This is a genomic window from Roseateles sp. GW823-FHT07B05 (assembly GCF_058794515.1).
This window is the reverse complement of sequence record NZ_JBXAGX010000007.1, coordinates 269,626-295,335: the sequence shown is the minus strand read 5'-3', so window position 1 is coordinate 295,335 and position 25,710 is coordinate 269,626. Positions and strand designations below refer to the sequence as shown.

The 25,710-nt window shown below is 71.2% G+C and carries 25 protein-coding genes and 1 tRNA gene; 6 read left to right on the top strand and 20 right to left on the bottom strand.

Annotated features, from left to right (window positions below):
- Nucleotides 1–2: 2 nt before the first annotated feature.
- From ntrB to cynS, 3 genes are read left to right on the top strand one after another with little or no spacing between them, the layout of a single operon-like run.
- Nucleotides 3–872, top strand: a complete 870-nt coding sequence (gene ntrB / locus AC1Q7O_RS17240; protein ID WP_492660897.1) for a nitrate ABC transporter permease — start codon at nucleotides 3–5, stop codon at nucleotides 870–872.
- On the top strand, nucleotides 862–1,743 hold the full coding sequence (locus AC1Q7O_RS17235) for an ABC transporter ATP-binding protein (RefSeq protein WP_492660898.1): 882 nt from the start codon (nucleotides 862–864) through the stop codon (nucleotides 1,741–1,743). The genes ntrB and AC1Q7O_RS17235 overlap by 11 nt, the downstream gene beginning before the upstream one ends.
- A complete protein-coding gene (gene cynS / locus AC1Q7O_RS17230) occupies nucleotides 1,740–2,183 on the top strand; it encodes a cyanase (RefSeq protein ID WP_492660899.1) in 444 nt (147 codons plus the stop codon). The genes AC1Q7O_RS17235 and cynS overlap by 4 nt, the downstream gene beginning before the upstream one ends.
- A gap of 21 nt (nucleotides 2,184–2,204) precedes the next feature.
- Here cynS and AC1Q7O_RS17225 read toward each other — a convergent pair whose 3' ends face one another.
- The 4 genes from AC1Q7O_RS17225 to modB are packed head-to-tail and all read right to left on the bottom strand — an operon-like array spanning nucleotide 2,205 to nucleotide 5,117.
- Nucleotides 2,205–3,002, bottom strand: coding sequence for a TOBE domain-containing protein (locus AC1Q7O_RS17225; protein ID WP_492660900.1), 798 nt, complete (start codon nucleotides 3,000–3,002; stop codon nucleotides 2,205–2,207).
- Nucleotides 2,999–3,700 carry an ABC transporter ATP-binding protein gene (locus tag AC1Q7O_RS17220; RefSeq protein WP_492660901.1) on the bottom strand — a complete coding sequence of 234 codons (702 nt, stop codon included), beginning with the start codon at nucleotides 3,698–3,700 and terminating at the stop codon, nucleotides 2,999–3,001. Before AC1Q7O_RS17220 ends, AC1Q7O_RS17225 begins: the two co-directional genes overlap by 4 nt.
- On the bottom strand, nucleotides 3,697–4,434 hold the full coding sequence (gene modA / locus AC1Q7O_RS17215) for a molybdate ABC transporter substrate-binding protein (RefSeq protein WP_492660902.1): 738 nt from the start codon (nucleotides 4,432–4,434) through the stop codon (nucleotides 3,697–3,699). The genes AC1Q7O_RS17220 and modA overlap by 4 nt, the downstream gene beginning before the upstream one ends.
- Nucleotides 4,431–5,117 carry a molybdate ABC transporter permease subunit gene (gene modB / locus AC1Q7O_RS17210; protein ID WP_492660903.1) on the bottom strand — a complete coding sequence of 229 codons (687 nt, stop codon included), beginning with the start codon at nucleotides 5,115–5,117 and terminating at the stop codon, nucleotides 4,431–4,433. The genes modA and modB overlap by 4 nt, the downstream gene beginning before the upstream one ends.
- Before the next feature lie 87 nt (nucleotides 5,118–5,204).
- Here modB and AC1Q7O_RS17205 point away from each other — a divergent pair, with 87 nt between their 5' ends.
- Nucleotides 5,205–6,134: a VTT domain-containing protein gene (locus AC1Q7O_RS17205; RefSeq protein WP_492660904.1), complete on the top strand. Its 930-nt coding sequence runs from the start codon at nucleotides 5,205–5,207 to the stop codon at nucleotides 6,132–6,134.
- Between the two features lie 10 nt (nucleotides 6,135–6,144).
- Here AC1Q7O_RS17205 and AC1Q7O_RS17200 read toward each other — a convergent pair whose 3' ends face one another.
- Genes AC1Q7O_RS17200 through dctP form a run of 11 tightly spaced genes read right to left on the bottom strand, consistent with a single transcriptional unit; the run spans nucleotide 6,145 to nucleotide 17,228 of the window.
- Nucleotides 6,145–8,268 (bottom strand): alpha/beta hydrolase domain-containing protein, encoded by a 2,124-nt coding sequence (locus tag AC1Q7O_RS17200; protein WP_492660905.1) that lies wholly within the window; start codon nucleotides 8,266–8,268, stop codon nucleotides 6,145–6,147.
- Between the two features lie 35 nt (nucleotides 8,269–8,303).
- Nucleotides 8,304–9,221 carry an ACP S-malonyltransferase gene (locus AC1Q7O_RS17195; protein WP_492660906.1) on the bottom strand — a complete coding sequence of 306 codons (918 nt, stop codon included), beginning with the start codon at nucleotides 9,219–9,221 and terminating at the stop codon, nucleotides 8,304–8,306.
- Nucleotides 9,222–10,061, bottom strand: coding sequence for a triphosphoribosyl-dephospho-CoA synthase MdcB (mdcB, locus tag AC1Q7O_RS17190; RefSeq protein ID WP_492660907.1), 840 nt, complete (start codon nucleotides 10,059–10,061; stop codon nucleotides 9,222–9,224).
- On the bottom strand, nucleotides 10,058–10,711 hold the full coding sequence (mdcG, locus tag AC1Q7O_RS17185) for a malonate decarboxylase holo-[acyl-carrier-protein] synthase (RefSeq protein ID WP_492660908.1): 654 nt from the start codon (nucleotides 10,709–10,711) through the stop codon (nucleotides 10,058–10,060). Before mdcG ends, mdcB begins: the two co-directional genes overlap by 4 nt.
- Nucleotides 10,708–11,409 carry a biotin-independent malonate decarboxylase subunit gamma gene (locus tag AC1Q7O_RS17180; RefSeq protein ID WP_492660909.1) on the bottom strand — a complete coding sequence of 234 codons (702 nt, stop codon included), beginning with the start codon at nucleotides 11,407–11,409 and terminating at the stop codon, nucleotides 10,708–10,710. Before AC1Q7O_RS17180 ends, mdcG begins: the two co-directional genes overlap by 4 nt.
- Nucleotides 11,409–12,269 carry a biotin-independent malonate decarboxylase subunit beta gene (locus tag AC1Q7O_RS17175; RefSeq protein ID WP_492660910.1) on the bottom strand — a complete coding sequence of 287 codons (861 nt, stop codon included), beginning with the start codon at nucleotides 12,267–12,269 and terminating at the stop codon, nucleotides 11,409–11,411. The genes AC1Q7O_RS17180 and AC1Q7O_RS17175 overlap by 1 nt, the downstream gene beginning before the upstream one ends.
- On the bottom strand, nucleotides 12,266–12,580 hold the full coding sequence (mdcC, locus tag AC1Q7O_RS17170) for a malonate decarboxylase acyl carrier protein (protein ID WP_492660911.1): 315 nt from the start codon (nucleotides 12,578–12,580) through the stop codon (nucleotides 12,266–12,268). Before mdcC ends, AC1Q7O_RS17175 begins: the two co-directional genes overlap by 4 nt.
- Nucleotides 12,581–12,588: 8 nt before the next feature.
- Nucleotides 12,589–14,268 carry a malonate decarboxylase subunit alpha gene (mdcA, locus tag AC1Q7O_RS17165; RefSeq protein ID WP_492660912.1) on the bottom strand — a complete coding sequence of 560 codons (1,680 nt, stop codon included), beginning with the start codon at nucleotides 14,266–14,268 and terminating at the stop codon, nucleotides 12,589–12,591.
- A gap of 11 nt (nucleotides 14,269–14,279) precedes the next feature.
- Nucleotides 14,280–15,641, bottom strand: coding sequence for a TRAP transporter large permease (locus AC1Q7O_RS17160; protein WP_492660913.1), 1,362 nt, complete (start codon nucleotides 15,639–15,641; stop codon nucleotides 14,280–14,282).
- On the bottom strand, nucleotides 15,638–16,210 hold the full coding sequence (locus tag AC1Q7O_RS17155) for a TRAP transporter small permease (RefSeq protein ID WP_492660914.1): 573 nt from the start codon (nucleotides 16,208–16,210) through the stop codon (nucleotides 15,638–15,640). Before AC1Q7O_RS17155 ends, AC1Q7O_RS17160 begins: the two co-directional genes overlap by 4 nt.
- A 7-nt stretch (nucleotides 16,211–16,217) precedes the next feature.
- Nucleotides 16,218–17,228: a TRAP transporter substrate-binding protein DctP gene (dctP, locus tag AC1Q7O_RS17150; protein WP_492660915.1), complete on the bottom strand. Its 1,011-nt coding sequence runs from the start codon at nucleotides 17,226–17,228 to the stop codon at nucleotides 16,218–16,220.
- Between the two features lie 193 nt (nucleotides 17,229–17,421).
- Here dctP and AC1Q7O_RS17145 point away from each other — a divergent pair, with 193 nt between their 5' ends.
- Complete coding sequence (locus AC1Q7O_RS17145; protein ID WP_492660916.1) at nucleotides 17,422–17,670, top strand: hypothetical protein; 249 nt, start codon at nucleotides 17,422–17,424, stop codon at nucleotides 17,668–17,670.
- 48 nt (nucleotides 17,671–17,718) lie between these two features.
- On the opposite strand, the gene AC1Q7O_RS17140 is transcribed toward AC1Q7O_RS17145, so the two are convergent.
- The 4 genes from AC1Q7O_RS17140 to AC1Q7O_RS17125 form a co-directional block, all read right to left on the bottom strand.
- A complete protein-coding gene (locus AC1Q7O_RS17140; protein WP_492662729.1) occupies nucleotides 17,719–20,133 on the bottom strand; it encodes a beta strand repeat-containing protein in 2,415 nt (804 codons plus the stop codon).
- Complete coding sequence (locus tag AC1Q7O_RS17135; protein WP_492660918.1) at nucleotides 20,130–21,062, bottom strand: LysR substrate-binding domain-containing protein; 933 nt, start codon at nucleotides 21,060–21,062, stop codon at nucleotides 20,130–20,132. The genes AC1Q7O_RS17140 and AC1Q7O_RS17135 overlap by 4 nt, the downstream gene beginning before the upstream one ends.
- A 136-nt stretch (nucleotides 21,063–21,198) precedes the next feature.
- Nucleotides 21,199–22,035, bottom strand: a complete 837-nt coding sequence (locus AC1Q7O_RS17130; RefSeq protein WP_492660919.1) for a ParB N-terminal domain-containing protein — start codon at nucleotides 22,033–22,035, stop codon at nucleotides 21,199–21,201.
- Between the two features lie 58 nt (nucleotides 22,036–22,093).
- A tRNA-Ala gene (locus AC1Q7O_RS17125) sits at nucleotides 22,094–22,169 on the bottom strand.
- Between the two features lie 50 nt (nucleotides 22,170–22,219).
- Between AC1Q7O_RS17125 and AC1Q7O_RS17120 the strand changes: the two genes are divergently transcribed.
- Nucleotides 22,220–23,110 carry an alpha/beta hydrolase gene (locus AC1Q7O_RS17120; RefSeq protein ID WP_492660920.1) on the top strand — a complete coding sequence of 297 codons (891 nt, stop codon included), beginning with the start codon at nucleotides 22,220–22,222 and terminating at the stop codon, nucleotides 23,108–23,110.
- An 8-nt stretch (nucleotides 23,111–23,118) separates the two neighbouring features.
- Here AC1Q7O_RS17120 and AC1Q7O_RS17115 read toward each other — a convergent pair whose 3' ends face one another.
- Complete coding sequence (locus AC1Q7O_RS17115; protein ID WP_492660921.1) at nucleotides 23,119–25,707, bottom strand: [protein-PII] uridylyltransferase; 2,589 nt, start codon at nucleotides 25,705–25,707, stop codon at nucleotides 23,119–23,121.
- Nucleotides 25,708–25,710: the final 3 nt, after the last annotated feature.

The window sequence follows — 25,710 nt, the reverse complement described above, 5'->3', positions numbered from 1 at the left end:
CCATGCAGTCGTTGAACTTCCGTGCAGCGCTGCTGTCGCTGCTGATCCTCGCCGTGCTGCTGCTGGTGTGGCAGCTCGCCACGCAGGCGCGCGCCACCGCGGCCGCGCCGGTGGCGGCCATGACGCCCGAGCAGATCGAGTACGCCAGGCTGATGGGCAAGCCGGTGGACGCGGCGCCGGCCGCGGCCAAGAGCGGCTTCCCGACGCCGCTGCAACTGGGCGCCACCATCGCGCAGCAACTGGCCGACCCCTTCTACGACCGCGGCCCCAACGACAAGGGGCTGGGCCTGCAGCTGGCCTACTCGCTGGGCCGCGTGGGGCTGGGCTATCTGCTGGCGGCGCTGGTGGCCATTCCGCTGGGCTTCGTCATCGGCATGAGCCCGCTGATCCACCGCGCGCTGGACCCGTTCATCCAGGTCTTGAAGCCCATCTCGCCGCTGGCCTGGATGCCGCTGGCGCTCTACACGATCAAGGACTCGGCCGCGAGCGGCATCTTCGTCATCTTCATCTGCAGCCTGTGGCCCATGCTGATCAACACCGCCTTCGGCGTGGCCGGCGTGCGGCGCGAGTGGCTGAACGTGGCGCGCACGCTGGAGGTCAGCCCGCTGCGCCGCGCGTTCGAAGTCATCCTGCCGGCGGCGGCGCCCACCATCCTGACGGGCATGCGCATCAGCATGGGCATCGCCTGGCTGGTCATCGTGGCCGCCGAGATGCTGGTGGGCGGCACGGGCATCGGCTACTTCGTCTGGAACGAGTGGAACAACTTGAGCCTGCCCAACGTGCTGTTGGCCATCCTCGTCATCGGCCTCGTGGGCATGGCGCTGGATCTGCTGTTTGCCCGCGCGCAGAAGGCGGTGACCTATGCCGACTGAACTCGTGCAAGTGCAAGGCCTGGCCAAGCGCTATGGCGACGCGACCGTCTTCGACGGCGTCAACTTCACGCTGACCGAAGGCGAGTTCGTCTGCATCATCGGCCACAGCGGCTGCGGCAAGACGACCATCCTCAACGTGCTGGCCGGGCTGGAGCAGGCCAGCGGCGGCCATGTCTTCATGGCCAACCGCGAGGTGAACGCGCCGGGGCTGGAGCGCGGCGTCGTGTTCCAGGGCCATGCGTTGATGCCGTGGCTGACGGTGCGCCAGAACATCGCGTTCGCGGTGCGCAGCAAGTGGCCGGGCTGGAGCCGTGCCGAGGTCGACGCGCAGGTGCAGAAGTACGTCGCACTGGTCGGCCTGACGCCGGCGCTGGACAAGCAGCCCAGCCAGCTGTCCGGTGGCATGAAGCAGCGCGTGGGCATCGCGCGCGCCTTTGCCATCGAGCCGCGCATGCTGCTGCTGGACGAGCCCTTCGGCGCGCTGGACGCGCTGACGCGCGGCACCATCCAGGACGAGCTGCTGAAGATCTGCGCCGCCACGCGCCAGACCGTCTTCATGATCACGCACGACGTGGACGAGGCGATTCTGCTGGCCGACCGCATCCTGCTGATGGCTAACGGCCCGCAGGCGCGCTTGGCGGAGATTGTCGTCAACACGATGCCCCGCGACCGTCAGCGCGCCACGCTGCACCACGACCCGCAGTACTACCGCATCCGCAACCACCTGGTCGACTTTCTCGTCGAGCGCAGCGCCACGCTGTCGCACGGCAAGGCGCCGGAGCACCCGCCAGAAGTGCGGCCAGGCCTGGCGCCGGTCGCCGAAGTCATTCCCCTCGAATCCGTCCCCACCCATCAAAGGAGCCACGCATGAGCCGCCTCGAAGTCACCGAAAAGATCATCGCCACCAAGGTCGCCAAAGGCATCAAGTGGGCCGACGTGGCCGCCGACATCGGCCTCAGCAAGGAGTGGGTCACCGCCGGTTGCCTGGGCCAGATGACCTTCAACGACGAGCAGGCCGCCAAGCTGGCCAAGACCTTCGACCTGACCGAAGCCGAGACGCAGTGGCTCAAGGTCGTGCCCTACAAGGGCAGCCTGCCGACCAGCGTGCCGACCGACCCGCTGATCTACCGCTTCTACGAACTCATCAGCGTCTACGGCACGACGTTCAAGGAGCTGATCCACGAGGAATTCGGCGACGGCATCATGAGCGCCATCGACTTCAAGATGGACCTGCAGCGCGAGCCCAACGCGATGGGCGACCGCGTCAGCATCGTCATGAGCGGCAAGTTCCTGCCGTACAAGACCTACTGAGGCGACGTGCGCCGTGCGCCTTCAGTCGCGCACCGCCAGCATCACGGCATAGGCCTTGAACACGGCGGTGGCCTGCTGGCCCACGGCCAGCCCCAGGCCGTTCACCGCGTCGTTGGTGACGCTGGCGGTGACGACCGTGCCGCCCGGCAGCGTCAGGCCGATCAGCGACGACACCGCGCCGCGCTCCACGCGCGACACGGTGCCGGCCAGCTGGTTGCGCGCCGACAGCCGGTAGCCGCCGAAGTCCGTCACCAGCACCACCTCGCTGCTCTTCACCAGCGCCAGCGCCTCCTTGCCGGTGCGCACCTGCAGTTCCTGCGCGGCCTGCGTGGTCAGCGAGGCGGTCACCTCCTGCCCGCTGTCCAGCGCGATGCGCACGATGGTCGTCGCGGGCCCCGGGTTCACGCCGGCGATGCGACCGAAGAACTGGTTGCGGGCGGTGGTCTTCATGCTCATCCTTTTCAGCAGCGCGTCCAGCGCCGGTTGCGTGGCCAGCCAGGCCGCCTGCTCGTGCAGGAAGGCGGCGTGGCGGGCCTGCAGCTCGCGCCACGCGGCCAGCAAGGCCTGGCCCTCGGGCGTCAGCCGCGTGCCGCCGCCACCCGTGCCGCCTGTAGCCTTGTCCACCAGCGGTGCGTGCGTCAGCGCATTGGCTGCGTCCAGCACCAGCCAGGCGCCCTTGTAGCTGTAGCCGGCCGCCTTGGCGGCCTTCTGCAGCGAGCCGGTCAGCGACAGCGCGGCCAGCAGGTCGAAGAAGCGGCCGTCCAGCCGGCCGGCCAGGCGCAGCTCGCCCTGCAGCAGCGGGTGGTCGTGCGCGGTCATCCCAGCCGCGCCCGCAGGTCGTGCTCGCCGGGGCGCAGTCGCTCGGCGATGCGGCCGCCGTCGAACACCACCACCTCGTCGGCCAGTTCGATCACGTCGTCCACGTCATGGCTCACCATCACGGCCGGCATGCCCCGCTGCGCGCACACGCGCTTCAGCTCGGCGCGCAACTCGCGGCGCAGCGCGCTGTGCAGCGCGGCAAAAGGCTCGTCCAGCAACAGCACCTGCGGTTGGCAGGCCAGCGCGCGCGCCAGCGCCACGCGCTGCTGCTGGCCGCCGGACAACGTGGCCGGCTTGCTGGCCGCCATCGCCGTCAGGCCGAAGGACGCGATCAGCTCGTCCACGCGCGCCGCGTCGTCGGCCTTGAGGCGCCGCCGCCAGCTCGTCAGGCCGAAGGCGATGTTGTCGCGCACGCTGAGGTGGGGGAACAGCGCGTAGTGCTGGAACAGGTAGCCCACGCCGCGCGTCTCGGGCGGCAGGTTGACGCCGGCGGCGGTGTCCAGCAGCGCGCGGCCGTTCAGCCGCACATGGCCGGCCTGCACCGGCAGCAGCCCGGCCATGGCCTGCAGCGTCAGCGACTTGCCGGCGCCCGACGGGCCGTACAGCGCCACGAAGGGCGCGTCGGTCGCGAAGGCGATGTCCAGGTCGAAGCGGCGGCGCGCGTCGCTGACCGAGAGCTGGAGGCGGACGTCGATCAAGGCCGCGCGAAGCCGTACTTGGCGAGGATGGCCTGCGCCTCGGCGCCGTGGAGGAAGCCGACGAAGTCGCGTGCCAGCGCCGGCTGCCGGCTGTCCGCGACGACCGCCGCCGGGTAGGTGATGGGCGTGTGGCCGCCCACCGTGGCCGCCACGCGCACCTTGTCCCTCGCGATCCCGGCATCGGTGCGGTAGACGAAGCCGGCCTCCACCTCGCCGCGGGCCACGTAGTCCAGCACCTGGCGCACGTTGTCGGCAAAGACGAGTTTGGGGCTGAGCGCCGACCACAGCTGCGCGCTGCCCAGCGCCTGCTGCGTGTAGCGGCCCACCGGCACGGAGGCCACCTTGCCGACGGCGATGCGCTTCACGGCGGGCGCCGTCAGGTCGGCCACGCGCTGCACGGGGCTGTCGGCCGGCACCACCAGCACCAGCGCGTTGGCGGCGAAATCGCGCCGCGTGTCGGCGGCGATGAGCTTCTGCACTGCGCCGCGGTCCATGGTGTCCTGGTCGGCGCTGGCGAACACGTCCACCGGCGCGCCCTGGGCGATCTGCTGCACCAGCACGCCCGACGCGGCGAAGTTGAAGCGCACCGTCACGCCGGGCTTGGACGCCTCGAAGCGCGGGCCGATCTCCTTGAACGCGTCCGTCAGGCTGGCGGCGGCGGAGACGGTCAGCTGCTGCGCGGCGGCCAGCAGCGGCAGCGAGCAGGCGAGGGCGGCGATCAGGCGTTTCATCATGGCGGGGGCGGGCGTTGCAGGAAGCGGTTGGACAGCACGAGGATGGCGACCGACACGGCCGACACGATCAGGGCCAGCAGCAACGCGACGTCGTCGCGGCCGGCCTGCACGGCGTCGTAGATGGCCATGGAGGCGGTCTGCGTCTGGCCGGGGATGGAGCCGGCCACCATCAGCGACGCGCCGAACTCACCCATCGCACGGGCGAACGCCAGCAGCGTGCCGGCCAGGATGCCGGGCCAGGCCAGCGGCAGCGTCACGCGCACGAAGGTGCTCCACGCGGACTGGCGCAGCGTGCGCGAGGCGGCCTCCAGGTGGCGGTCCACCTGCGCGAAGGCGCTGCTGGCGCCCTTGAGCACCAGCGGCAGCGCCACCAGCGTGGACGCGATGACGGCGCCGTGCCAGTGGAAGATGACCGTGTAGTCGAAGTGCTCGCGCAGCCAGGCGCCCAGGGGGCTGCGCCGGCCCATCAGCACCAGGATGCCGTACCCCAGCACCGTGGGCGGCAGCACCAGCGGCAGCATGCAGACCGCCTCCAGCACGCCGCGGCCCGGCAGCCTGGTGCGCGCGAACACCCAGCCCAGCGCGATGCCTAGCGCCAGCGCCAGCACCGTGGCGACGCCGGCCACGCGCAGCGTCAGCGCCAGCGGCGCGGCGTCGAACTGGGTCCAGAGGTCGGTGGGCATGGGGTCGTAATGTAGTTCACTACATCGCGATGGGCCGGCAGCGGCGCGGGGCTTCGCCGCGCGGCTATCCTCGCGGGCCGGATGCCCATGGACCTGCTCACCGACCTCTTCTCCCACCACGGCCTCGTCGCCGTGGCCGCCGCCGTGCTGCTGCACCAGCTCGGCGCGCCGCTGCCGTCCACGCCGCTGCTGCTGCTGCTGGGGGCGGAGTCGGCCACGCGCGACGGCTTCGCGTTCCGTGCGTTCGCCGCCATCACCGGCGCGGCCATGGTGGCCAACGCGGTGTGGTTCTGGGCCGGGCGGCGGCTGGGGCGCCGGGTGCTGAACGCGCTGTGCGTCGTCTCCATCTCGCCGGACACCTGCGTGCGCCAGAACGAGCTCAGCTTCGCCCGCCGCGGCGTGCTGACGCTGCTGATCGCCAAGTTCGTGCCGGGCCTGTCCATGCTGGCGCCGCCGCTGGCCGGCGCGTTGGGCATGCCCACCGGCCGCTTCCTGAGCTGGAACCTGTTGGGCTCGGCCGCGTGGGCGGCCGCGGGCCTGCTGGCCGGCCGGGTGTTCCACGCGCAGATCGACGCGCTGCTGCGCGGGCTGAGCCAGCTGGGCGGTGCCGCGCTGGTGCTGTGCGCGGCGGTGGTGGCGGCCTACCTGGCCTGGCGGCTGTGGCACCGCGCGCGGGTGCGCCGCGAGCTGAACCGCTTCGAGCGCCTGGAGCCGGCCGACGTGGCGGCGCTGCAGCAGCAGGGCTGCCAAGTCGTGTTCGTCGACGTGCGCGGCGGCCCGCCGGCCAGCCGCATTCCCGGCGCGCGCCACCTCGACCTCGGCGCGCTCGGCGATGCCGCGCTGGTGGGCTGGCCCGTGGAGGCGGAGTTCGTCACCTACTGCGCCTGCCCCAACGACGTGTCCGCCGCGCGGGCCGCGCAGTGGCTCAAGGCGCGGGGCTACCAGGCGCGCGTGCTGCGCGGTGGTGTCGACGCCTGGGTGCGGGCCGGGCTGGCGCTGGAGCCCGAGGCCGCGTAGGTCGCGCCCGTCAGCGCGGCGCCGCCCACAGCTGCGGCGACAGCTTCTCGCCGTTGGCGCGATAGACGTGCTCGGCGTCCAGCGGCAGCAGCAGGCCTTGGCGCACCAGCGCCTGCGTGGCGGTATTGAACCGGGCGAGATAGTCGGCGCGGCCCGCGTAGCGTTCGGACAGCGGCGGGCGTGGGTCGCCGGGCAGCCGGGATGCGGCATCGGCGGCGAACGGGATCGCGCTGCCGGCCGCGCTGCAGCCCTCGCCCTCGGCATGCCCCGCGCGGCGCGGGTTCCAGCCCAGGTAAGTGGCCAGCGGCACGGTCACCTCGGGCGTGGCGATGCCGGCGGTCTCGTTGCCATCGGCGTTCACGGCCGGCACCCGCTGTTGGTAGGGCTTGGCCAGGTCCACGCGCGGAACGCCGTCCACGTGCTCGGTGACGAACAGCTCGCTGACCCGGCCCGTGCCGGCCAGCGGCACGGGCATGGGCAGCACGGCGCTGCCGTCGCCCACGCGCGGATGCGCCGATGCCGGCGGCTGCTTGCCGTGCACCACCCAGTCCTCGAGCGCGACGACCAGCGCCCGCTCGATGGGCGTCATCGTGACCGGGCTGTTGGCCAGCTGGCAGGCGCTGCCGCTGTCGGGCGGCTTGACGAGGCCGGTCGTCACGCCGCCGCCGCCACCGTGCTGCGTGCCGGGCACGAGGTAGTAGCGCACGTTGGCCGGCAGCGGCACATCGCGACCGGCGCCGTCGGTGACGTTCAGCGAGCCGCGGCCGCCCCACCACTCGAAGCTGCCGTCGATCTGCATGACCTTGGGGCAGGTGTTGTCGGCCTGGCAGCGCTTGAGCAGGCCGTCGGTGCGGCCGCTGACGGGGTCGGTGATCGTCGCGTAGCTGAACGGGAACTGGTCGCCCTGCATGAAATGGTCTTCATGCTGGCGCGACCAGCGGCCCTGCTGCGCGAAGCGCACCGCCGTCCACGTGCGGCGGCCGCCGGGGATGATGGCCAGCAGGCCGTCGAAGACGGGTTGGCCCTCGGCGGCCTTGTTGAAGCCGCGGTACAAAAAGTCGCGCAGGAAGCGGCCCGACTGCGACGTGCCTTCGCCCAGCGTCACGTCGAAGTTGGTGGCGGGCTCGGCGGGGCAGTCGCCGCCCACGGCGCAGGGCGCGGCCTTCATGTCGTTCAGCGGGTTGGGATGGCCCTGGGCGTCGGCGTCGGCCTTCTTCAGGAAGTGCAGCAGGTCGCGCACCGCGGCGAAGCCGATGGCCGCGACGCGCGGCTCGGCGGCGCGGTAGACGAAGCTGTAGATCGTGCCCTTGTCCGTCGCCACGGTGCCGCCACCGGCCACGGGCAACGCGGCGGGCGGCGTGAAGCGCACGGCCACGCTGCCGTTGGGCTGGGCCACGTACTGCCAGTCGGTGACGGCGGCGGACGGGGTGCCGGCGTAGTCGGCCTGGCCCTTGGCGTTGCGCCAGGCCGGGCGGGCCGTGAAGACGACCTCGCTGCGGTCGGTCATCGACGCCGGCCGGTAGTTCAGCGTCAGCGTGGTGCCGCCGCCGGCCTGGTCGGGGATGAACTCCTCGCGGCTCAGGCCGGTCAGCGGCGAGCCATCGGCGGCCGTGGCGACGGGAAAGCGCGTGCCCAGAGCGGCCGTGGCGCCGCGGCCGGTCTGCGCGATGTCGCCCTGCCAGCCGCTCCACACCACGGTGTAGCCGCGGCGCAGCAGCGACGGGAAGTGAGGCCCCGGTGCCGCGCCATCGGTCAGCGCGCCGCCGCCGATGAACACGCCCTGGCCCAGCCGGCCGCCGCGGTTGACGACGTCGTAGAACAGGATGCGGCGCGCATCGCGGGCGTGCTTGGGCCGCAGCACGGTGGCGTCGGTGGAGTAGCGCACCCAGCCGTCGGCATCGCGCGGCGCCAGCGGCAGGTCGACGATGTCGGCGTTGTCGGGGTGGGTCGGGTCCAGCCGGCCGTGCACGATGGCCGTGATGACGACATACGGACCGGCCGCGCCGGCCGGCGTGGCGCCGTTGTAGGCGTCCTGCGTGGAGACGATCTCGAAGCGGTCGACGACGCCCGCCGGTGCGGCGAGCGCGCCGGAGGCGGCCAGCGCGGCGGCCGGCAACAGTGTCAGGAAACGCATGCGGAACAGTCCTCCCAGGTCAGCGGATCGGCAGCTTACTGTCCGGCGAGCTGGGCGCTCACCCAGCCGGCCACGCCGCCGGGGCCGCCGAACTCGTCCACCGAGCGCACCGGGATGCCGGGGTGGCGCTCCCGCCACATCGCCGACAGCGCCGAGCCAGGGCCCATCTCCAGCACGCAGCGCACCTGGCGCTCGGCCAGGGTGTCCATGCACTCATCCCAGCGCACCGTGCTCGCGATCTGACCGGCCAGTGCCGTGGCGAGTTGCGCCGGATGGCGCGCAGCGCGGGCGTTGAAGTTGCAGACGACCGGCGTGCGGGCCGGCTGCAGGTCGGCCGCCGCCAGGTGTTCCGCGAACACCGCCACCGCGGGCGCCATGGCCGGCGTGTGCGACGCGATGGCGATGGGCAGTCGCGCGCAGCGCAGGCCGGCAGCGCTCCAGCGCGCGGCGTGGGTGTCCAGCGCCGTGGCGGGGCCGCCGACGATGACGCGCTCGGCGCTGATGCGGATGGCAATCGCCAGCGGGCCAGCCGCCTCGGCCAGCCCCAGGGCGCCCGGGCCTTGCAGGGCCAGCAGCCCGGTGTCCTGCCCGGCGACGCTGTCGTCCATGGCCTGCGCGCGCGCCGCCGCGAGGGCCAGCACCGTGGGCGCGTCGAACACGCCGGCCGCCGAGCATGCGGCCAGCTCGCCGACGCTGTAGCCGGCGACGACGGCAGGCGAGGGCAGGTGCGCGGCCAGCGCCTGCCAGGCGGCCAGGCACACGCCCGTCAGCAGCGGCTGGGCGACGGCGTTGGCGTTCATCCAGGCCGGGTCGGCCAGGCCGCTGCGCCAGGCGCGGCCAAGTTGGCGGGTGAGCGCTTCCAAAACGGGCGCGGCCTCGGGCTGAGCGTCCAGCCACGGCAGCATGCCGGCGTGCTGGGCGCCCTGCCCGGGGAAGAGCAGGGCCAGCGTCATCTAGCCCAGGCGCGCCAGCCAGCAGGCGGCCGCCAGCGTGTCCGCCGAGCCGCCGGGGGACAGGTTGCGGCGCACGAACTCGGCGCCGATGGCCTCGGCCGCGGGCCGCCCCTGCGCAGCCCCGCCGGCGGCGAGGAAGCCCCGCGCCGCGGCCTGCGCGAAGCGCAGCCCCGCCAGCCCGCCGCGGTGGGCGAGGTTGCTGTCGTCCAGCGTGGCGATGACGGCGAACAGCGTGTCCAGCTGCGCCGCCTGCCGCGGCAGGCCGCGTGCGACGGCTGCGCGCCATGCCGGCACGGCGGTGTCGAACAGCGTCGGGAAGCCCAGTGCCGCCTCGGCAGAGGCACCGCGCAGCCCCAGCCGGCGCGCGGCGATGCCGCCTGGCAGCGTGGACGCGCGCGTGGCGCGCCGGGCCAACGCGTCGCCCCATTGCCGGTCCAGCGCGGCACGCACGCCCTCGGCGGTGGGCCGCTCGCCTTGCGCGGCGAGCGCACCGGCCGAGGCGCACAGCAGCCCCAGCATGAAGATGGCCCCCCGGTGCGTGTTGATGCCGCCGGTGGCCGCCAGCATGCGGGCCTCGGCGGCAATGCCGGCCTGCTCCAGCGCCTCGAACGGCGCGCCCGCGGCGCCCAGCTCGGCGATGCGCACGAAGTAGCTGCGCAGTGCAAACAGGCTGCGCATGAAGGTGTGCGCATCCATGTCGGTGTGGCTGCCGCGGTCGGTCAGCGTGACGAGGCCGGGCTTGGGCGACAGGGCCAGTTCGTCGTGCAGCGCCAGCGTGGCAGCGCGGCCGATCTGCTGCGCGGTGGGCGCGGCGGCGCGGCGCGCGAGCGAGGCAGTCATGCCAGCGCCTCGCTCGGCTCCCACGCCTCCATGGCCGCGCCGTGCAGGCGCTTCACCAGCAGCGACGGTGCGCGGCCGGCGCGCCACGCCAGCCATTCGCGCCAGGCCACGGCGCTGTCGCCGGGGAAGACGAGTTCGCCGTCCAGCCGGCATTGAGGCGCTGCAAAGGCATTCAGCGCCGCGGCCACGGCGTCGGCCTGCTCGGCGTCGGCCACGCCGATCCACAGGTCGACGTCAGAGCCCTCGCGCACATGCGCCAGCCCCGTGAGCTGCTGCCAGCCGTGACTGCCATAGACGCGCGCCGTGGCGCAGCAGCCCTGCAGCGCCGCGGTCAGTTCTCGCGCGGGCAGGCGGGCCCCGCAGGGCAGTTGTGCAACGACTTTCTCCAGCCGCGGGAACTCGTCGAAATACAGCACGTCGGCCCGCGCCACGCGCAGCGCCAGCCGGCGGCGGCTCCACCGGGCCGGGGCGCACAGGCCCAGCGCGATGGCGTCATCGTCCTGCGCCTGGCGCGTGACGACGACCGGCAGGCTGTGTTCTGCCCAGTGGTGCAGGCAGGCATGGGCTTCGTCGTCCCAGTCACCGTCCAGCAGCCGCTGCCAGCCGGGGTGCGACAGCCAGGCGATCTGGTGGCGGTGCAGCGGCGTCATGCCGCGCCCAGCACCTGCTGCGCGACCTGCGCGGCCAGCCGCCGGCCGCCGCGCACGGCGCCGTCTTCGGCGCGGCGATCGTCGGCCGGCGCGTGGGCCAGCGCCTCGCGCAGCGCGTCGGCGAGGTCGCCTCGCCACAGCTTGCGCACGCCGCCCATGGCGACGTAGTTGCCCACGCCCGGCGCGAACACGGGGTTGGACTCGGACAGCTCGGCGAGCATCGCCTCGGGCAGCTTGGTGACGCGGGCCATGGCCGGCAGGCGCATGACGCGGATCTCGGCCTCGGGCAGCGCGTCGCACGCGTCAGCGATGAGGCCGGACGTGATGAAGCCACCCGACAGTGCCTGGTCGTACACCAGGCCCAGCACGCGGTGGCCGCGGCGGCGGGCCAGGTCGATGCACAGGCCCAGGTGCGCCATCGCGCGGTTGATGCCCAGCAGCTCATCGCGGCGGCGCAGCTGCTGGCCTTGCGTGTCGATGAGCAGCAGGATGGCGCGGCCCGGGTGCTGCGCCATCGTGTCGAGCACGGCGCGCGCCTGGGCCAGCGCGAGCTGCACGCCGATGGGGGCGTGGTCGGTGGTGCCGATGACCGTCAGCGGCTCGCCATCGAAGGTCACGGTGCCGCGCAGCAGGTCGCCGTCGCGGGTGATGCCGTGGTCGGCGCCGAAGAGGCGGGTTGCCAGCGTCTGCCAGTCCATCAGTGCGCTCCCAGGGCCAGCACGGCGGCCACGTCGAGGTCGGGCACGCGGGCCGCGTCGGGGATGCCCTGGGCTGCCCACAGGTCAACGGCCTCGGCGCCGCTGAAGGCGAGCCGGGCGGCGAGCCGGGCGTGTTCTTCTTCCAACGCGGCCAGCGTGACCGGCCGGGAGGCATCCAGCGCCGCGAGGGCGGCGGTGCGGAAGGCGTCCACGTCGTCTTCCACCAAGGTGTCGCAGTCGCCGGTCAGCCAGCGGTGCTTGCCGCCGGTGGTGCGCCACACCAGAGCGCGGTCGCGCGAGTCGTATTCCTCCACGCCGTGCGAGGCCTCGATGACCTCGGGGCCCGACATGGCCAGGCGCCCGATGTCGCTCATGACGATGTTGTCGGCGCAGCGGGCGACGATGCCCATCCCGCCGAAGCAGCCGCCCGAGCCGCCGATCAGCACAACGACCGGGATGCCGGCGGCGCGTACGTCCAGCAGCGCGCGCATCACCTCGGACACGGCGATGAGCCCGGCGTTGGCCTCGTGCAGGCGCACGCCGCCGGATTCGGCCAACAGCAGCACCGCGTCGGGCTGGTCTCGCAGCGCGCGCTGCAGCAGCCCCACGAGCTTGGCGCCGTGCACCTCGCCCACGCCGCCGCCCATGAACTGGCCTTCCTGCGCAGCGACGAACACCGGGCGGCCCGCCAGCGTGGCGCGGCCGATGGCCACGCCGTCGTCAAACGATGATGGCACGCCCAGTTGGGCCAGGTGCGGGCTGGTGAGCTTCATCGCCGGCGGCAGCCATTCGTGGAAGCTGCCTTCATCCAGCAGCAGCGCCAGCCGCTCGCGCGCGGAACATTCGGCAAAGGAGATCATGGCTGCAGCTCCTGCGCGGCCTGGTCCAGCCGCAGGCTGACGACGGCGGGCGTGGCGCCCATGTCATGGATGGAGACCTGCACGCCGGCCAGCGCGTGGCGTGCGTGAAAGTCCTGCACCACCGCGGCCCAGATGGCGCTGAAGCCGCGGGCCGAGGTTTCGATGTGGACGCGGCAGTCGTTGCCGGCCGCCGGCTCCAGCAGCACTTCCAGGTTGCCCGAGCCCACCACGCCGACCAGCACGGGCGTGAAGGCGCCGGCCGGGCGCGTGCCGGGGAAGGTGTAGTCCAGGGTTTCGAGTCCGGGTTGCATGGTTGAACTCACCAGTTGCGGAAGCGCTTCGGGGGCGCATACAGGCCACCCGAGGCGCGCACGAGGTCGCGCATGCTGCGGGCGGCCAGCAGGTTGCGGGTGGCGTCGCGCGGGTCGATGCCGAGATCGGCCGGGCGCTTGATGACGCCGCGGTCGCGCAGGTTCTCCACCATGGCCTTGTCACGCGCCAGACCCACGGCCGTGTAGCCCGCCACGCCGCGGATGGCCTGCTCGCGCTCCTCGTCGCTGCGGCACAGCAGCAGGTTGGCGATGCCTTCCTCGGTCAGGATGTGGGTCACGTCCTCGCCGTAGATCATGATGGGCGGCAGGTCCATGCCGGCCTGTTGCTGCAGCGTCCACGCGTCCAGCGTTTCGACGAAAGCGGGCTGCATGTGCTCCCGGAACGTTTCCACCATCTGCACGACGAGCTTCTGGCCGCGTGGCGTGCCGGCGGCGCCCTGGCGGCCGGCGCGGGCCTCGGCGCCGGCCTTGAGCCAGGCGGGGCTGGCGTGCCGCCGGCCACGCGCGTCGGCACCCATGTTGGGCGCGCCGCCGAAGCCGGCGATGCGGCCCAGCGTCGCGGTCGAGGAATTGCCCTGCAGGTCGATCTGCAGCGTGGAGCCGATGAAGAGGTCGCAGGCGTAGTGGCCCGCGGCCTGGCAGAAGGCGCGGTTGCTGCGCAGGCTGCCGTCGGCGCCGGTGAAGAACACGTCGGAGCGGGCACGGATGTAGTCCTCCATGCCCAGCTCGGAGCCGAACGAGTGCACGGACTGCACCCAGCCCGCCTCGATGGCCGGGATGAGCGCCGGGTGCGGGTTCAACGCCCAGTGCTGGCAGATCTTGCCCTTGAGGCCAAGCTGCTCGCCGTAGGTCGGCAGCAGCAGCTCGATCGCGGCGGTGTCGAAACCGATGCCGTGGTTGAGCCGCTGCACGCCGTACTCGGCGTAGACGCCCTTGATCGCCATCATGGCCATCAGCACCTGGATCTCGCTGATCTGCGCCGGGTCGCGCGTGAACAGCGGCTCGATGAGGTTGGGCTTGGGCGCCTTGACGACGAAGTCCACCCAGTCGGCCGGGATGTCGATGCGGGGCAGGGCGGTGCCAGCCGGCACGATCTCGTTGACCTGCGCGATGACGAGGCCGCCTGAGAACGCCGTGGCCTCGACGATGGCCGGCGTGTCCTCGGTGTTGGGGCCGGTGTAGAGGTTGCCCTGCGCGTCCGCCGCGTGCGCGGCCACCAGCGCCACCTTCGGCGTCAGGTCGACGAAATAGCGGGCGAACAGTTCCAGGTAGGTGTGGATGGCGCCGATCTCGATGCCGCCGCTGCCCACCAGCTTGGCCAGCCGTGCGCCCTGCGGGCCGCTGAAGCTGAAGTCCAGCCGCTTGGCGATGCCGGTCTCGAACACGTCCAGGTGCTCGGGCAGCGCCAGCACGGACTGCACCATGTGCAGGTCGCGCACGCGCTGCGCGTCCACCTCGGTCAGCGACCGCGCGAGGAAGTCGGCCTGCTTCTGGTTGTTGCCTTCCAGGCAGACGCGGTCGCCGGGTTGCAGCACGGCTTCCAGCAGCGCGACGGTGGCGTCGGTGGCCACGTGCCGGCCGTTGAGCCGGCCGCCAAGGGCCTCGGCCGCGCGGGCCAGGCGCTCGCGGCGTTGGCGGTCGCGCAGGTTCCAGGCGGGAGCGTTCATCGTCGGCTCCTTCAATGTGCCGCGTTGACGGCGCCCATCACCACGTCGGGCAGGCCCGTCGCGATGCCGGGAAAGATGCAGATCAGCAGCACCGCCAGCAGCATCAGCACGACGAATGGCAGCACCCCCCAGATGATGTCGCTGAGCGGGATGTCGGGCGCGATGTTCTTGATGACGAAGATGTTCAGCCCCACCGGCGGGTGGATGAGGCCGGTCTCCATGACGATGGTCATCAGCACGCCGAACCAGATCAGGTCGAAGCCGGCGGCCTTCAGCGGCGGCAGGATGATGGGCGCGGTCATCAGGATGATGCTGACCGGCGGCAGGAAGAAGCCCAGACCGATGACCATCAGCAGCACCGAGGCCAGCAGCACCCATTTGGACAGCTGCATGCCGACGATCCACGCCGCCGCCGCCTGGCTGATGTGCAGATAGCTCATCACGTAGGAGAACAGCAGCGACATGCCGATGATGAACATCAGCATCGTCGACTCCTTCAGCGTCGACGTGAGGATGGGCGCCACGTCCTTCGGGCGCCACACGCCGTAGATCGTCGCGATCAGCAGCAGCGCCAGCAGCGCGCCCAGGCCGGCCGTCTCCGACGGCGTCGCGAAGCCGCCGTACAGCGCCACCATGACGCCGATCAGCAGCAGCACGAAGGGCACGACGCGCGGCAGCATCTCGAACTTCTGGCGGCTGGTGAAGGTCTCCTGCGCCAGCAGCGCGGAGGCCGCGCCGGTGCGCTTGAACTCGGCCTCGGCCAGCGCATGCTCCTTGCGGTAGCGCATGGCGGCGTAGACGGCAAACAGCACGACCAGCAGCACGCCGGGGAAGATGCCCGCCAGGAAGAGCCGCCCCAGCGACTGCTCGGCCGCCACCGCGTACAGGATCATCGTGATGGACGGCGGCAGCAGGATGCCCAGCGTGCCGCCGGCCGCGATGATGCCGGCCGCGAAGCCGGGCGAGTAGCCGCGTTTGCGCATTTCCGGGATGCCGGCGCTGCCGATGGCCGAGCAGGTGGCCGGGCTGGAGCCGGCCATGGCCGCGAACAGCGCGCAGGCGAACACGTTGGCGATGCCCAGACCGCCGGGGATGCGGCCCATCCACACGTGCATGGCCGCGTAGAGGTCCTGCCCGGCGCGGGACTTGCCGATGGCCGCGCCCTTCAGGATGAACAGCGGGATGGAGAGCAGCGTGATGCTGGCCATCTCCTCGTAGACGTTCTGCGTGACGGTGTCCAGCGCCGAGGCCGGCATGAAGATGGCCATGAACAGCACCGCGACGCTGCCCAGCGCGAACGCGATGGGCGCGCCCGAGAACATGAACAGCAGCGTGACGACGCCGAACAGCGAGCCCAGTAAAAGCATGCTCATGCTGCTGCTCCTTGCGTGGGTTTGAACAGGCCGTTGATGCGGGCCGTCAGCTGGATGAGCAACTGCAGGCTCAGCAGCGTCATGCCCGCGGCCATCAGGCCGTAGGGAATCCACAGCGGCGGCGCCCAGGAGGACGATGTCGTCTGGCCCTCGGCCCAGGCCTCGTGGAACAGCGTCCACGACTTCCACGCGAAGAACGCGCAGAAGGCCGTGCACATCAGGTCGACGAGCGCCAGGCGCAGCTTGTTGACCGAGCGCGGCAGCAGTCCGGCCATGGCTTCGATGCCGACGTGGCCGCGCAGCTGCTGCACGAACGCGCCGCACATGAACGTGGCGCCGACGAGGCAGAACACGGCGGCTTCGTCCTGCCAGTCCGTCGACGCCTTCATGACGTAGCGCGAGATGACGCTGTACGTCAGCACGCAGGAAGCGACCAGCAGCGCCAGCATGCCCAGGCCCACCATCGCCTGGTTGACGAGGTGCAGCAGCCGGGCGACGGGCTGCAGCAGCGCCGGCGTGTCGGGGTCGATGCCGGCCACCGCCGGCTTCAGCTCAAAACCGTGGCTCATGGCGGCCTCAGAGCAGCTTTTGCGCGGCCTTGAGGATGGCGGCGCAGGACTCGTTCTTCTCGCCGAAGTCCTTCCACGCGGTGTCGCGCGCGATGGCCTGCCACTTCTTCAGCGTGGGCTCGTCCATGTCGTACACCTTGGCGCCGGCCTTGGCGTAGATGGCAGCGGCGGCCTGGTCGTCGGCCTTGGCGGCATCGCGGGCGAAGACTTCCATCTCCGCGCCGACGGCCATGATGACGTCCTGCTGCGCCTTGGGCAGCTTGCTGAACACCTCCTTGGAGATCATCAGCGGCTCGAACATGAACCAGTAGGTGCGCTGGCGGCCCGAGGTGAGGTGCTTGGCGATCTCTTCGAGCTTGAACGAGATGAAGCTGGTGGAGGACGTCATCGCCGCGTCCATCGCGCCGGTCTGCATGGCGGCGTAGATCTCGTTGGACGGCAGCGTGATGACGGACGCGCCGGCGTTCTTCAGCATCATGTCCATCTCGCGGCTGCCGCCGCGCACCTTCAGGCCCTTGGCGTCGTCCGGCGTCACCAGCGGCCGTGCGCGGCTGGCCACGCCGCCGGCCTGCCAGACCCAGCTGACGATCATCACGCCCTTGTCGTCCAGCACCTTGCTCAGCAGCTTGCCGACCTCGGCCGTCTTCCACGCCGCACCCTGCTCGTAGCTGGGGACGAGGGCTGGCATCAGGCCGGCGTTCGTCTCGGCCACCTCGCCGCCGGCGTAGGACAGCGGCACCAGGCTCATGTCCAGCGCGCCCTTGCGCATGGCGGAGAACTGCGCGTTGGTCTTCATCAGCGACGAGCCCGGGTAGACCGAAGCCTTCAGCGCGCCGCCGGTGCGCTTCTCCACCTCGGCCGCGAACCTGCGGCACAGCCGGTCGCGGAAGTCGCCTTCGGTCAGCGAGCCGCTGGGGAACTGGTGCGAGATCTTCAGGCCGCCGGTCTGGGCGAAGGCGGTGGGCCAGGCGGTGGCGGCGGCGGTGGCGGCCAGCCAGTGGCGTCGGGTCAGGGTCATCGATGTCTCCAGAGTCCGCCATGAGTGGCGGTATGCGGCCGCAGTGTGTGAGCGGCCCTCCGGGCTATCAATCAACCTCGCGGGGCGATGTTTACGCCGGGCGCAACGGTCCGGGGTTAACCCTGTTCACGCGCGCGTCCAGGGTGGCAACCTGCGTGGGCCGCGTCCCACCCCAATCCGAGGAGAAATCACCTTGCACAGCAACACGCTCCAGCCGGCCTTCCTGAGCTCGCTGATGACCGCCGGCGCCAACCTCGAACTCTCGTACAACGACCTGGCCTCCCATGCCAACGACCGCATGACCGCCGCGCTGGCGCTGGCGAAGCACGCGAGGGAGACGCAGCGCCAGCTGCGCTTCATCGCGATCAGCGCCAGCACGTCGGGCATCAAGCACCTGGCCGAAGAGGGCGCTGGTTTCGTCACCTTCTCGCTCGTCTACTGACCGCGCGGGGCGCGGCCTCCAGGCCCTGCTGGCCCGCCGCTCAACGGCTCAGGCGTGGGGCTGGCCCAGGCGCCGCCGGCGTGATGTCCAGGCCAGCCCCGCCAGCCCTGCCAGCATCAGGGCCCAGTGGGCGGGCTCAGGCACGGCCGTCACGCTCAAGCTGCCGTCGATGCCCAGCCTTGAGAGATCCAGCTTGCCCCTGTCGTAGCCACTGACCGTGATTTGCGCGGCCGACAGCGAGCCGGAGAAGGACGCAAAGTCGAACAGCGTCAGCAGGCTGCCTGGCGCCGGCACATAGCCATTGCCGAAAATGAGGTTCAGCGTGCCGTTGAACGTCAGCTTGTTGATGTGCAGCAGCTGGTCGTACTGCGTGCCGGGCGTGGCGCCGAACACCTCGATGTCCAGCACCGAACCGCTGCCGAAGCCGACGTCACCGCCGCCAAAGTCGATGGCCGCCGGGCTGTTGCCCGGGCTGTACCCGGCCTTGAACAACACGTTGCCGGCGTAGCTGCCTGCGCCGCTCACGTCGTTCAGGAAGCTCAGCGTCCCCGCACTGCCGAGCACACGGCCGTTGTTCGTGAAGTGGCCGGCGATGCTGCTGTCACCATTGAAATTGACCGTGTTGCCGTTGGTCGTGCCGTCGCTCGTGCCGAGCCAGGCACCCTGGCCCAGGTTGAGCGTGCCCAGGGCGCCGACGTTCAAGGCCTGCGTGGTCACGCGGCCGGAATCCAGCACGCTCAGGCTGGCGCTGCCGTTCAGGCCCAGATAGAGCACCGCATCGTTGTTCCACTGCGAGCCCGCCCCGGTGACCGTGACGGCGCCCGCCCGCCCCGCGTAGGCGCCCACGACGGCCGACCGACTGCTGGCCACACCACCTTCGCGAACGACCAGCGACCCATTGTTGACATAGAGAACCGAACGGGTGGTCCATCTGGCGCCGGCGCCGGACACCGTGGCCATGCTGCCCGGTCCACCCTCGCGGCCGATGTAGCCGTCCCCATTGCTGACCTCGGCACCCGCCAGCACATTCAGGGTGCCGGTGCCGGCATAGCCCACGCTCAGGTCACCCGCATTGCGCCAGCTCGAACCGGCGCCAGTGAGCGTCACCGTGCCGCTGCTGCCAGTCAGTTGGCCGATGACGCCATAGGTGTTGCTGACCACGCCGCCGCTTCCGACACTCAGCGTGCCGGTGCCCGTTTGGCCGACAAGCAGATCGGACGAATTGCGCCATTGCGAGCCGATGCCGGTAACCGTCACGCGGCCGTTGCTGCCGAGGTTGGCGCCAACAACGCCAGCGGTATTGCTGACCACGCTACCGGCTTCGATGGTCAGGCTGCCGGTGCCCAGCTGGCCAACGGCCAGAGCACCGGTGCTGTTCCACTGCGAGTTGGCGCCCGTGACCTTGACGGTGCCCATGCCGTTGGCGCTCGTGCCGAGCCCACCGCCTTTGCTGGTGACGACCCCGCCGTTGTCGAGGGTCATGGTGCCGACGCCGGCAGCACCGACCACGAGGTTGGCGAGGGCGTTCAACTGCGAGCCGGTGCCGGTGACCTTGACCGTCCCATTGCTGCCGGAGTTCAAGCCAAGCCAGGCGTTGCTGTAGCCCACGACGCTGGCGCCTTCGATGGCCAGGCTGCCCGTGCCCGCGTTGCCGACCGTGACGTCCTTCAAACGGTTGTCGATCGTGACGCGGCCCGCCAGCCGCAGGTCGGCGTCGGCCACGGTCACCAGGCCATTGAACATGAGGCCGGCGCTGCCACCCTGCCACACGCTGGTGCCGGCCACGGTGATGCCCAGGTTGAGCGTCTGGCGGTTGCTGCTGCTGTTGGTGATGGTTGAACCCGCCGCATTCTTCAGGGTGAGGGTGTTGCCGCCCAGCGTGAAGGCGCCTGCCCCGTCGGAAAAGCTGAGGTTGCTGACCGACAGGCCGGCGTAGTCGTTGGTGTTGCTGAGGAACAGGGGAGCGACCGAGAAGACCAGCGAGGCGCCCTCCAGACTGGGCGCCTTGGCACCCCTGGTGCCCCAGTTGGACACGAGAAACGGCGAGTCGGTGTCGGTGCCGATCGAGCCCACCGCGCTCCAGTTGCCGCTGCTGGCAGCACCGGTCCAGGTTCTGGTGACGGCCCTGGCCTGGGGGGCATACGCGGTGGCCAGCGCCGCGGCGATGACCATGCACAGGGGCAGGCGGCGGGTGGCAGACCGGACGGGGGGACGGGTGCGTTTCATGGCGAGGCTCACAACAGGGTTTCCGGCGCTGGGCCGGGCTGTTGACGATGTTCGGTGTGGACGCGAGCCGGCGCATCCGACCATGGACCCGAGACCGGGTCCCGAGACCCGCAAGCAGGGGAGGGGCAGGGCTGTCAGCCGGCATGTCGCCGAGCCGTCTGGGACGGTTCCGTACCCCTTCGGCGTTGTCTTCCGGAGGCCAGCTGAACGAGCGCGGAGCGGCTGCGGGCGCCTCAACCCCGATCCGCGCCGGCCTCCAACTCCGCCGCATGGCTCCGGCATGCCGCCAGCAGCGACAGCAGATTCGGATCACGCTCCCGCGTGCGCAGGAAGCACACGCTGATCTTCTGGCGCATCTGGTAGCGCGGCAGCAGCGGCACGAGGGCCACGTTGCGCGGCAGCACGCTGCGGATGCGGCCCGGCAGCAGCGTGCAGCCGATGCCGCCGCCCACCAGGTTCATCAGCGAGAAGATGTCGTTGGTCTTCATGACGACGTTGGGCTCGAAGCCGGCGACGCGGAAGGCATCGAGGAAGCGGTCGTGCGTCACATAGCCTTCGTTCAGCGACACGAAGCGCTCGTCGGCGCAGGCGCCCAGGTCGACCGCTGCCTGCTGCGCATAGGGCGACCCGGCGGGCGCGGCGAAGAAGATGTCGTCCTCGAACAGCAGCTGCGTCTCGACGTCGCCCGCGCCCTCGGGAATGCCCATCACCGTCGCGTCTACGGCGCCTTCGCGCAGCTTGCGCAGCAGCTCCTGGTTGGAGCCCAGCACCATCTCCGTCTGGATGTCGGGCTTGCGCAGGCGCAGGCCCATGATGATGGCCGGCACGGTCACGCTGGTCAGCGAGTACAGCGAGCCGATGCGGATGCGGTCGGCCGCGTAGCCGGCGATCTCGCGCGTGGCACGGATGCCGTTGGACATCGTCTGCAGCACCTCGCGCGCCACGTCGGCCAGCGCATGCGCCGCGTCGGTGGGCTGCAGGTTGCGGCCCTCCAGCCGGAACAGGCTGCAGCGCGTGCCGGTCTCCAGCGAATGCAGTGCGCGGTGCACGCTGACGGCGCTGATGCCCAGCCGCTCGGCGGCGCGCGCGAGGTTGCCGCTCTCCATGAAGGCCAGCAGGATCTCGAGCTTGCGGAAGGTGATCTCTTCGTCGATGCGGTTGAGCATGGGCGCGCATCGTAGCGAGCGGCCGGGGTGCTCAGGATGCTGTATGAAATTACAGTATCATCCGCCGCTGCAGTTGCCCGGTGGTGCACACCACGGCATTCCAGCCCAGCGGCCTTTCCCGGCCGCTGGGCTTTTTTTATGCCGACGCGCCGCGCAGCGCAGCCAGTTCTTGCCGCAGCGCCGCGTTCTCGGCCTCCAGCTCGGCGACGCGCTGTTGCAGCGACGCCAGCGTGGGCAGCGGCGTGGCAGGCGCGTCGGCATCCGGCGCGTCGCCGTCGGCCTCGGCGCTGGGCTCCGGGCTGGGGGCGGGCTGGCGCCGCTTGGCCTCGCGCACGCGCTTGGCGGCCTGCTTGAGTTCGTCGGCGCCGGCGGCCGCGGCGGCGGCCTGTTCCTCGGCCGGCAGGCTGGCCACGGCGGCGGCCGCGTTGATGGACACGACGCCGGCCTTCACGGCGGCCACCAGCTCGGGCGCGCCCTGCTTCTGGATCTTCTCGATCAGCACGACCTGGCTGCTGGACAGCCGCGCCGCCCGGGCCAGCGCCTCGCGCGTGGCCAGCGCATCCTGCTCGCTCATGGGTGCCGCCGGTGCGGGCGCGGCCTCCACTGCCGCCGGCGCTTCGGCGCTGGGCGGCGGCGCCGAGCGGGCGCGCCGCTCGGCCACGATCTCGCGCTTGCGCAACGCGAGCACGCCGCGCTGGAAGTCCGAGATGCTGCGCCGGCCCAGGTGCTGGTCGATCATCCACAGGTGCACGTCTTCCATGGACGTGAAGCGCGTGTTCTGCACCGTCTGGAACGGCAAGCCGTGCTTGGTGCAGATGCCGTAGCGGTTGTGCCCGTCCACCAGCACGTTGCCCCACAGCACCAGCGCGTCGCGGCAGCCCTCGGCCAGGATGCTGCGCTCCAGCGCGTCGTGCTCCTCGGCCGTCAACGGGTCGATGTAAGCCTTGAGTTCTTCGTTGACGACGATGTCCATGGAGCCACGACCGCAAAAGAAAAAGCCGTTGAGGGCTCAACGGCTTTTTGGGTATCGGTGGTGGAGAGGAGGAGGATCGAACTCCCGACCTCCGCATTGCGAACGCGGCGCTCTCCCAGCTGAGCTACCCCCCCACGCGAGGCGCGCAGTATAGCCCGGGCCGGGGCTGCTATCGTGCATCGCCATGACGCGCCGCAAGACAGAGGCCTGGTTCGAGGCCCAGTACAACAACCGGCAACGGGTGGCCGACAGCGCCGACATCCTCGGGCGCTGGGCCGAGGCGTCGGCTCTCGTGCGCAGCAGTGCGAACTGCCGGCTGGACCTGCGCTACGGCAGCGACCCCGGGCAGACGCTGGATGTCTTCACGCCCGACCCGGCCTTCGCGGGCGGCTTCGCGCCGGTGCTGGTGGTCGTGCACGGCGGCTGGTGGCGGTCGCTGGACAAGTCGGACTACAGCTTCCTGGCCGCCAGCTTCACGGACGAGGGCGCGCTGGTGGTGGTGCCCAACTACGACCTGTGCCCGGCGGTGAGCATCGAGCACATCGCGATGCAGCTGACCGAGGCGGTGGCCTGGGCCTGGCGGCATGCGGCCGAGCATGGCGGCGACCCGAGCCGCATCGTGCTGCTGGGGCACTCGGCCGGCGGGCATCTGGCGACGATGCTGAGCTGCTGCGACTGGAAGCGCGTGGCTCGGGACCTGCCGCGGCGGCTGGTGCAGGGGGCGATGTCGGTGTCGGGCGTGCATGACCTGGCACCGCTGCTGCACGTGCCCTTCCTGCAAGGCGACCTGCGGCTGGACGCGGCCGCCGTGCGCCGCCTGAGCCCGGTCAATTTCCCGGCGCCGGCGACGCCGCAGACGTTGATCGCGCTGGCCGGCGGGCAGGAGAGCGAGGAGTTCCGCCGCCAGAACCGGCTCATTCGCCAGGCCTGGGGCGCCCGCGCGGTGCCGGTGTGCGAGGAGCTGCCGGGCTGCAACCACTTCACGGTGCTGCACGACCTGGCGGACCCGCAGGGGCGGTCCCACCAGCTGCTGCGGCAGCTGTTGGGGCTGCGCTGGTACAGCGGCCTTCTCTGAGCCGCGGTTTACGCGGGCAGCGACACCGCGTCCAGCAGCTCGCTCTCGATCTGCAGCTGCGCCTTGTTGTGCTGCAGCGCCGGGCCGTCGACGAGGAAGGTGTCTTCCACGCGCTCGCCCAGCGTCGAGATCTTGGCCAGCTGCAGGTTGATGCCGTGCCGCGCCAGCACGCGCGCGATGGCGTAGAGCAGGCCGGCGCGGTCGCTGGTGCTGATGGTGAGCAGCCACGCGGTGGCGCGCTCGTCGGGCCGCAGCGAGATGCGCGGCGAGTACGGGAAGCTCTTCACGCGGCGCGACAGCCGGCCGCGCCGCGGCTCGGGCAGCGGGCCGCCGGCCTGCAGCACGGCGGCGAGCTTCTGCTCGACCATGGGCACGAGGTCGCGGTGGTGCACGTCGGCCTCGGGGCGGATGGCCTGGAAGGTGTCCAGCGCGTAGCCCTTGCGCGTGGTGTGCACCTTGGCGTCGAGGATGCTGAAGCCGGCGGTGTCGAAGTAGCCGCAGATGCGGGCGAACAGGTCGGGCTGGTCGGGTGCGTAGACCAGCACCTGCAGGCCTTCGCCGATGGGTGAGGGGCGGGCGCGCACGACGGGCACGGTGGTCTCGACGTGGCGCCACAGCGAGCGTGCATGCCAGGCCAGTTCGGCGCCGTCATGCCGCGCGAAATAGCTGACGGCCAGTGTCTTCCACAGCGGCTCCTCGGTGCCGGGCAGCTGGGAGTGCAGGGCAAGCGCCTGCCGGGCCTCCTGCTTGCGGGTCTCGATCTCGGCGTCGAGGTTGATGGGCGCGCCACCCAAGGCGCGCAGCGTGATGCGGTACAGGTCCTCCAGCAGCTTGCCCTTCCACGCGTTCCACACCTTCGGGCTGGTGCCGCGGATGTCGGCGACGGTCAGCAGGTACAGCGCCGTGAGGTGGCGCGCGTCGCCCACCTTGGCGGCGAAGGCGGCGATGACGTCGGGGTCGGCCAGGTCTTCCTTCTGCGCGACGCGCGACATCGTCAGGTGGTGCTCGACGAGGAACACGCACATCGCCGTGTCCTCGGGGCTCAGGCCGTGCTGGCGGCAGAAGCGCTTCACCTCGACGGCGCCCAGCTCGGAGTGGTCGCCGCCGCGGCCCTTGGCCACGTCGTGGAAGAGGGCGGCGATGTAGAGCAGCTCCGGCGCGTCGAACTGCGCCGCGAGCTGCGAGCAGAACGGGTACTCGTGGACGTGCTCGGGCACGAAGAAGCGCCGCACATTGCGCAGCACCATCAGGATGTGCTGGTCCACCGTGTAGACGTGGAACAGGTCGTGCTGCATCTGGCCCACGATGGCGCGGAACACCCACAGGTAGCGGCCCAGCACCGAGGTCTGGTTCATCAGCCGGAAGGCGTGCGTCTGGCCCTCGTGGTGGCGCAGCATGGCCATGAAGGTGGCACGGTTGACCGGGTCGCGGCGCCAGGCGGCGTCCATCAGGCCGCGTGCGTTGTACAGCGCCCGCAAGGTGCTGGCCGACAGGCCCTTGATGCCGGGCGTCTGCTGGTAGACCAGGAAGGTGCGCAGGATGGCGTGCGGGTCCTGCAGGTAGAGGTCGTCGGTCGCGACCTCCAGCATGCGGCCGCGGTCCAGGAAGTCGATCTGCCCCTCGATGGGGTGCAGCACGCCCGGCTGCGAGTCGTTGATCTGCTCCTCGAGGTTCAGCAGCAGGATCTGGTGCAGCTGCGTGACGGCCTTGGCCGCCCAGTAGTAGCGCCGCATCAGCACCTCGGAGGCGCGCTGCGACGGCGTGCTCTCGAAGCCGAAGCTCTGCGCCACGGCGGTCTGCAGGTCGAACACGAGGCGGTCCTCGCGCCGGCCGGCCACCGCGTGCAGCCGTGCGCGGATCAGGCGCAGCTGGTTCTCGTTGCGCTGCAGCTGGCGGCTCTCGAACGGCGTGATGAGGCCGTGTTGCGCCAGCGCCTTCCACGTCGTGCCGAAGCCGGCGGCACGCGCCACCCAGATCAGCATCTGCAGGTCGCGCAGGCCGCCGGGGCTTTCCTTGCAGTTGGGCTCCAGCGCGTAGGGCGTGTCGTCGAACTTGGTGTGGCGCTGCAGGCTCTCCAGCGTCTTGGCGCGGAAGAAGGCCTTGGGGTCCAGCGCCTGCATGAAGCGCGCGGACATGGCGCGGAACAGGCTGGCGTCGCCGGCCAGCGGGCGGGCCTCCAGCAGCGCGGTCTGGATGGTCACGTCGCCGGCCGACTCCGACAGGCATTCGCCCAGCGTACGCACCGAGGAGCCGATCTCCAGCCCCACGTCCCAGCACGATGTGATGAAGGCCTCGATGGCGGTCTTGGCCGGGCCGGGCTGGTAGGCCTCGACGCCGTCGGGCAGCAGCACCAGCACGTCCACGTCGGAGTGCGGGAACAGCTCGCCGCGGCCGTAGCCGCCGACGGCCGCGAGGCAGGCACCGTCGGGCATGCCGGCCTGCGTCCACAGCGCGCGCAGCGTGTCGTCCACATGCCGGGCCAGGCGGCGCAGCAGCCGCTCCGCGCCGGCCTGGGTGGGACGCTCGGCGAGGAAGCCGTCGATCAGTGCCTGCTTGCCAGACTTGAACTGCTGGCGGAGTTCGGCGAGCGTCGTCACCGG

Excerpts from the sequence above, each read along its gene's own strand:
- AC1Q7O_RS17200 (WP_492660905.1), bottom strand. The coding sequence starts at position 8,268 with ATGCGTTTCCTGACACTGTTGCCGGCCGCCGCGCTGGCCGCCTCCGGC.
- modB (WP_492660903.1), bottom strand. The coding sequence starts at position 5,117 with ATGCCCACCGACCTCTGGACCCAGTTCGACGCCGCGCCGCTGGCGCTG.
- AC1Q7O_RS17160 (WP_492660913.1), bottom strand. The coding sequence starts at position 15,641 with ATGAGCATGCTTTTACTGGGCTCGCTGTTCGGCGTCGTCACGCTGCTG.
- AC1Q7O_RS17225 (WP_492660900.1), bottom strand. The coding sequence starts at position 3,002 with ATGACCGCGCACGACCACCCGCTGCTGCAGGGCGAGCTGCGCCTGGCC.
- AC1Q7O_RS17135 (WP_492660918.1), bottom strand. The coding sequence starts at position 21,062 with ATGCTCAACCGCATCGACGAAGAGATCACCTTCCGCAAGCTCGAGATC.
- mdcC (WP_492660911.1), bottom strand. The coding sequence starts at position 12,580 with ATGCAACCCGGACTCGAAACCCTGGACTACACCTTCCCCGGCACGCGC.
- AC1Q7O_RS17180 (WP_492660909.1), bottom strand. The coding sequence starts at position 11,409 with ATGGACTGGCAGACGCTGGCAACCCGCCTCTTCGGCGCCGACCACGGC.
- modA (WP_492660902.1), bottom strand. The coding sequence starts at position 4,434 with ATGATGAAACGCCTGATCGCCGCCCTCGCCTGCTCGCTGCCGCTGCTG.
- AC1Q7O_RS17175 (WP_492660910.1), bottom strand. The coding sequence starts at position 12,269 with ATGATCTCCTTTGCCGAATGTTCCGCGCGCGAGCGGCTGGCGCTGCTG.
- AC1Q7O_RS17235 (WP_492660898.1), top strand. The coding sequence starts at position 862 with ATGCCGACTGAACTCGTGCAAGTGCAAGGCCTGGCCAAGCGCTATGGC.
- AC1Q7O_RS17130 (WP_492660919.1), bottom strand. The coding sequence starts at position 22,035 with ATGGACATCGTCGTCAACGAAGAACTCAAGGCTTACATCGACCCGTTG.
- AC1Q7O_RS17155 (WP_492660914.1), bottom strand. The coding sequence starts at position 16,210 with ATGAGCCACGGTTTTGAGCTGAAGCCGGCGGTGGCCGGCATCGACCCC.
- AC1Q7O_RS17205 (WP_492660904.1), top strand. The coding sequence starts at position 5,205 with ATGGACCTGCTCACCGACCTCTTCTCCCACCACGGCCTCGTCGCCGTG.
- mdcG (WP_492660908.1), bottom strand. The coding sequence starts at position 10,711 with ATGACGCCGCTGCACCGCCACCAGATCGCCTGGCTGTCGCACCCCGGC.
- ntrB (WP_492660897.1), top strand. The coding sequence starts at position 3 with ATGCAGTCGTTGAACTTCCGTGCAGCGCTGCTGTCGCTGCTGATCCTC.
- mdcA (WP_492660912.1), bottom strand. The coding sequence starts at position 14,268 with ATGAACGCTCCCGCCTGGAACCTGCGCGACCGCCAACGCCGCGAGCGC.
- mdcB (WP_492660907.1), bottom strand. The coding sequence starts at position 10,061 with ATGACTGCCTCGCTCGCGCGCCGCGCCGCCGCGCCCACCGCGCAGCAG.
- AC1Q7O_RS17120 (WP_492660920.1), top strand. The coding sequence starts at position 22,220 with ATGACGCGCCGCAAGACAGAGGCCTGGTTCGAGGCCCAGTACAACAAC.
- AC1Q7O_RS17195 (WP_492660906.1), bottom strand. The coding sequence starts at position 9,221 with ATGACGCTGGCCCTGCTCTTCCCCGGGCAGGGCGCCCAGCACGCCGGC.
- cynS (WP_492660899.1), top strand. The coding sequence starts at position 1,740 with ATGAGCCGCCTCGAAGTCACCGAAAAGATCATCGCCACCAAGGTCGCC.
- dctP (WP_492660915.1), bottom strand. The coding sequence starts at position 17,228 with ATGACCCTGACCCGACGCCACTGGCTGGCCGCCACCGCCGCCGCCACC.